General features: G+C 68.8%; 8 protein-coding genes. 7 read left to right on the top strand and 1 reads right to left on the bottom strand.

The annotated features are described in order from the left end of the window. Positions 1-261, bottom strand: a complete 261-nt coding sequence (locus AC07EJ_RS45965; protein ID WP_389490839.1) for a hypothetical protein — start codon at positions 259-261, stop codon at positions 1-3. Positions 262-599: 338 nt separating this feature from the next. Between AC07EJ_RS45965 and AC07EJ_RS45960 the strand changes: the two genes are divergently transcribed. The 7 genes from AC07EJ_RS45960 (at position 600) to AC07EJ_RS45930 (ending at position 4705) form a co-directional block, all read left to right on the top strand. After that, complete coding sequence (locus AC07EJ_RS45960) at positions 600-815, top strand: hypothetical protein (protein ID WP_389490843.1); 216 nt, start codon at positions 600-602, stop codon at positions 813-815. A gap of 30 nt (positions 816-845) precedes the next feature. Next, positions 846-1058 carry a hypothetical protein gene (locus AC07EJ_RS45955; protein ID WP_389490846.1) on the top strand — a complete coding sequence of 71 codons (213 nt, stop codon included), beginning with the start codon at positions 846-848 and terminating at the stop codon, positions 1056-1058. A gap of 67 nt (positions 1059-1125) precedes the next feature. After that, entirely contained in the window at positions 1126-2991 is a 1866-nt protein-coding gene (locus tag AC07EJ_RS45950; protein WP_478886531.1) for a zinc metalloprotease, read from the top strand. A 95-nt stretch (positions 2992-3086) separates the two neighbouring features. Continuing rightward, positions 3087-3764, top strand: coding sequence for a hypothetical protein (locus tag AC07EJ_RS45945; protein ID WP_478886530.1), 678 nt, complete (start codon positions 3087-3089; stop codon positions 3762-3764). Between the two features lie 92 nt (positions 3765-3856). Further along, entirely contained in the window at positions 3857-4159 is a 303-nt protein-coding gene (locus tag AC07EJ_RS45940; RefSeq protein ID WP_389490853.1) for a helix-turn-helix domain-containing protein, read from the top strand. A 20-nt stretch (positions 4160-4179) separates the two neighbouring features. Continuing rightward, positions 4180-4449 carry an IS3 family transposase gene (locus AC07EJ_RS45935; RefSeq protein ID WP_389490855.1) on the top strand — a complete coding sequence of 90 codons (270 nt, stop codon included), beginning with the start codon at positions 4180-4182 and terminating at the stop codon, positions 4447-4449. A 13-nt stretch (positions 4450-4462) separates the two neighbouring features. Continuing rightward, positions 4463-4705, top strand: coding sequence for a hypothetical protein (locus tag AC07EJ_RS45930; protein ID WP_389490858.1), 243 nt, complete (start codon positions 4463-4465; stop codon positions 4703-4705). Positions 4706-4868 lie beyond the last annotated feature (163 nt).

The raw sequence follows: 4868 nt of genomic DNA, 5'->3' as shown, positions 1-4868 counted from the left end.
TCAGCTTCGGTAGACGGTGAGGACGGCTCCGCTCACCTCGATGCGGCGTTCGTCGAGTTTCTCGCCACAGTGCAATGCGGACAGGCAGCTCCGGAACAGCCCCAGTTCCTCCGCGTCGAGCACCGCGGCGGCCAGATTCAGTAGTTCGTCGCGGGCTGCGGGGGTGAGGGCTTCGGGGAGTTCGCCGGAGAGCAGGACCACCGGTTCCCCCGTCCTGCCCCGTACGACGGCGGTCGCGGACACTCCACGGACGACAAGCACGTGCACCCCTCTCGCGGAGGTTTCAGGCGGTTCACCCGCCTTGAGGGTCGAGAGGATAGCCATGGTGGAGCCGCGCAACATGGGTCGGACGGCTCCGAGTTGAGCCAATCGAGTGAGGGCGCGACGCGCGTCGGGCGGAGTTCGCATCCGGTCATTCGCCCTCCTGCCTGCTGTTTCCGTCGATGGGCGATGTGTCCAGTGGGGGGCGATGTGCGTGAAGTGGTTGTCCGAGGTTCTTGAACGGTCTACTGTCCAATCTCGTCAGACAGATCGTCCGGCATGGATGGACGTCCGAGATCGTATGTGACCCTCCATGCCCATTCAGTAAAGGAACCACCATGCTCGGCATGCGTGAGCTGGACGCGGAATCCGCAGAGCTGCTGCCCGGCCGTGAGGCCCTGGGCCGGCTGAAGTTCAACTTCGTCAAGACGACGAACGTGACACGGCACGTCGCCTACGTCCAGGCCCAGAACAACTCGTACGCGCTGAACGCCTGCTCCCCCGAGGCCATCGCCGCCTCCGCGGCCAACCAGACCATCAACGTCCACCAGTAACCCACCCTTTATCCCGAAAGAGGTTTCACCATGAACAACGAACAGCTCAACGAAGAGTCCGCGGAACTGCTGCCCGGCCGTGAGGCCCTGGGCCGGCTGAAGTTCAACTTCGTCAAGACGACGAACGTGACACGGCACGTCGCCTACGTCGACGCCCACAACAACTCGCTGGCGGCGAACGTCAACTCCCCCGAGGCCATCGCCTCCTCCGAGGCCAACCAGACCATCAACATCAGCCAGTAGCAGCACCCGACGCGTGCGGGCCGTGTTCGTGGCGACGCGGTCCGCACCGGGGAGGGAGGGCAGGACGATGGCCAACGGTCAGGGGGCCCATGACCCCGCTCCCATGGGGACGGTGGTCCGGGACGCAGACAAAACGTTTCCTGGGGACGTGTACGAGGAACCGCTCTTCCCCGTCCCGCGACTCGGAACAGGGCTTCAACGCCTGGGCGAGTACCAGGGATCCGGCTTCACAGAACGCAAGTATCTGGTCCGCCGGGAGGACGGACAGGTGGTCCAGCTCTCCCCGCTGCTCTATCTCGTGGTCGAAGCCATCGACGGCGTACGCGACACCGAGGCCATCTCCCACCGGGTCAGCGGCCGCTTCGGGCGCGAGCTCAGCGCGGACAACATCCACTACCTCGTGGAGCACAAGCTCCAACCGCTCGGCCTCACCGTCCCGTTCGGACAGGCGGACGAGCAGGTCGTCGCCGGCCCCCGGTCCGACCTCCTCCTGGTCCTCAAGGGCCATCGGGTGATCTTCCGCGAGCGGCAGGTCGCCCGTATCGCCAGGGCGCTGGGCTGGCTGCACCGGCCCGCGGTGGTGGCCCTGGTGCTGGCGGCGGTCACCGTGCTGGACGTCTGGCTGTTCGGCTTCCACGGAGCGATGCAGCCGGTGCTCCAAGTACTGGAGCAACCCGTCCTGATGCTGGCCGTCTTCGCGCTGATCGTAGCCTCGCTCGTGTTCCACGAGTTCGGTCACGCCTCGGCCTGCCGGTACGGGGGCGCGCGACCCGGAAGCATCGGGTTCGGCCTCTTCCTGATCTGGCCCTCCATGTACACCGACGTCACCGACGTCTACCGCATCAACCGGGCCGGCCGGATCCGCACCGACCTGGGCGGGGTCTATTTCAACGTCGTCTTCCTACTAGGGCTGGCCGGCGCCTACCTCCTCACCGGCCAGCCCTTCTTCCTCGGCGCGGTCTACCTGGTGCACTTCGAGATCCTCGAACAACTAATGCCGGCGGTCCGACTGGACGGCTACTACATCCTCGGTGACCTCGCAGGAATCCCCGACCTCTACGGCAAGATCAAACCCATCCTCCTGAGCATGCTGCCGGGTCGGCCGGTCCCCCCGCAGGTGGCCGGCCTCAAGCGCTCCGCACGGGTCATCGTGACCAGCTGGGTGCTGACCATGGTGCCGCTGATCCTCGCCGAGCTCGGTTACGCCCTGTGGAACCTCCCGCGCCTACTCGAAACCGGACTGCGTTCGCTGGTCGAGCAGGCGACCGGAACCTGGTTCGCCTTCGCCGACGGGCAGATCGCGGCCGGACTCGTCGGCGTCGTCGGAGGGTTCATGATCCTCTGCCCCCTGGCCGGCGCGGCGTATCTCGCCGTGCGCCTGACCGGGCGGCTCGTGCGGGCAACCCTCCGCGCCACCGAGGGAAACCTCCGGCTGCGCCTGGTCATCTGCGCCGGCGTACTGACCGCGGCCAGCGCGCTCGGCGCGGCATGGATGGGCGGGGTGACACCCAAGCCGCTGCCGCCACGGCCGCCCATCATCCCCATTCTCCAGCCCGGCGTGCCCACGCTCCGCGCGGCGGCAACGCCGTCGGCCTCGGACGAGGCGCCGCAGGACGACGCCCGGCCGGAATCCCCCGACCTCACCGGCCCGTCGCCGGAGGCGAGCCTGCTCTCGCCGACGCCCGATGCCAGCTCGTCCGACGAGGCCGACACGGCGAGCGGTTCCCCCTCGGCCGACGACGAGACCAAGACGGCCGCCCCGACACCCAAGAAGGCGACGTCGAGCCCGCCCCCGACCCGCAGGCAGAGTCCGGCGCCGCCCGAGCCCAGCCCCTCGGCCGGTACATCGAGCCCCTCGCCGTCGGCCGCGCCCTCGTCAAGCCCCTCCCTGCCACTGCCCACCGAGAGCTTCCCCGACCCCTCCACCTGGTGATCCACGGGGCCCAGAACCCCCCGATAGACAGCCGCGAACCCCGGTGGACCTCCCCGGCCCCGTGCCGCTCATACACCCGCAAAAGGAGAACTTCAGTGAGCCACCGTAAACCACGCACCGGCACAGTCGGCCGGACGGCCATGCGCCTGGGCATGCTGACCACCGTCTGTCTGACCGGCCTTGCCACCGTGACCCCCGCGGGCGCGACGACCGGATCCCGCATCACCGGTGGCGTCGGCATCGCCGTGGACGAGGCACGGTCCCTCGCCAACCCCAGACACCGCGTCGACCACGACGAGGAGTTCTCGATCCATCAGCTCGGCACGGTCGTGGGCGCCGGCGTACGCAACCGGGCGATCGCCCGCTCCGTCGGCTGCTCGATCGACGTGCCCTGCCGGTCGATCGCGCTGTCCTTCCAGGTCGTCACCACGAACGGGGTCGCGGGCCTCAACGCCTCGAACACCAGCAAGGCCATCAACGACCACTGCGAGGGCTGCGAGACCTTCGCCGGCGCCTACCAGTTCATCGTCTCGACCCCGTACCGGTTCACTCTGAGCTCGCCGACCAGAAACAAGCTCGCCGGGTACGAAGGGCGGCTGGCCGCGCTGGAACGCAGCCGCGAGCCGATCGACGTCGTCAAGAGCCACGCCGACGCCCTGGCCGCCGAGGTCGTGAGCCTTCTCCAGCAGGCGGTGGCGGCCGCGCCGCGCGGCGAGACGGTCAACTCGCTGGTCTTGCGGCCCACAGTCTCCCTCCGGCGTCACATCGACTAGCCCCCGAGCTCCGTACCCACGGAGCCCACCGCCTCCCCGGGCCCGGGCCTGCTCTCCCGGACCCGGGGCCGACCTCCCCACGGATGACACCCATGCAATCCATGCGATACCCGCCCGAACTGCGCCGCAAGGCCCTGGATCTACTGGCCGACGGCGAGCCCGTGAAGAAGGTCGCCGTCGCTCTCGGCCTCAGCGACCAGACGGTCTACCAGTGGCGGCGCCGGTACCTGCCGCATCTCAGCAGAGGAGGGCCCAAGCCCTCCACGGGCATGGACCTCAGGGCCGCACGCCGGCGTATCGCCGAGCTGGAGTCCGAGCTCGCCGCCCTCCGGCGCGCGACGGAGCTGCTGTGCGATGTGGTGTCCCCAAAAGGCGATTCGAGGCAGTTCACGTGATGGCCGGCGAAGGGCTGCCCGTGCGCACCGCCACCCGGGCGCTCGGAGTGACCGAGTCCGGCTACTTCACCTGGCGCGCCCGCCGTCCCTCCGCCCGGTCGATCCGTCACACCTGGCTCACCGAACTCATCACCACCATCCACGCAGACTCCGGCGCCACCCACGGATACCGGCGCATCCACCGCGAACTCACCCAGACGTACGAGATCGCCGTCAGCCACGGGACGGTGGAACTCCTCATACGCCGGGCCGGTATCCATGGACGCCCCGGTGACGGCACCCCGTCCTGAAAGGAACCGGAACATGTCCCTGGAACACCCCACGCCCCCGCTGCCCATCTCCTCGCTGCTGCGCCCCCAGATGCGCATGGAAGGGGACCTGCCGGCCACTCAGGCGCACCAGGTGATGCTGCACTGTGCCCTGGACGCGGCCTGTGTCACGGTACGGATGACCGACCTCCCCGCCGTCACCCGGATCGCCGAGCTCGACTACCAGACGGTGGCCACGGTGATCAGATGGCTGCGGATCCTCGGAGCCGGGCGGTGAACGGCCCGACACCGCCCATCAGCCGCCGGAGCCGGAACCGGAGTCTGTCGGGGCGTCGCGGTCAGGGTTGCTTCGCAGGAGGGACTCGACGAGTGCGGTGACGTGGCGGCGGTCGGCATCGGACAGGCGCTGGACGCTGGCGATGAGGGTCGCGATCTCCGGG

The sequence above is a fragment of the Streptomyces sp. NPDC045026 genome, assembly GCF_056432625.1.
The sequence above is the reverse complement of the archived record's forward strand: the minus strand, read 5'-3'. Positions and strand labels throughout refer to the sequence as shown.